This is a genomic window from Bradyrhizobium cosmicum (genome assembly GCF_032290525.1).
Classification (GTDB): Bacteria; Pseudomonadota; Alphaproteobacteria; order Rhizobiales; family Xanthobacteraceae; genus Bradyrhizobium; species Bradyrhizobium cosmicum_A.
This window is the reverse complement of the sequence record NZ_JASXTA010000188.1, coordinates 1-279: the sequence shown is the minus strand read 5'-3', so window position 1 is coordinate 279 and position 279 is coordinate 1. Positions and strand designations below refer to the sequence as shown.

At 57.0% G+C, this 279-nt stretch carries 1 protein-coding gene; it reads left to right on the top strand.

All coding sequences use genetic code 11. The features are described 5' to 3' along the window. Window positions 1-28 precede the first annotated feature (28 nt). Window positions 29-279 (top strand): hypothetical protein (locus tag QSV46_RS39600; RefSeq protein ID WP_314964078.1); only part of this gene is annotated, 251 nt, incomplete at its 3' end.

The window sequence follows — 279 nt, the reverse complement described above, 5'->3', positions numbered from 1 at the left end:
CTTTGACCCCCCGACTTCGCACTCAGCGATGGACAAGATGTGGCGTAATGGCAAGCGGGTACGACGGGTCAAACTGGACGAAAACCGCAACTGGGAAATGTTCCGGGAGGCCATGCCGGACGCTGTGGTGATGTTTGTTGTTAAGCCTTCTTCGGTGAACGTTGCCACCAACGGGATGAGTGCTCCCAAAGAGGACGACACCATCATTTATCTAGGTGACGAGTGGAAAGACGCTCCGGAGCCTGTTGCCGCTCAGGAGGAGCAGCCGAGGCGACAGAC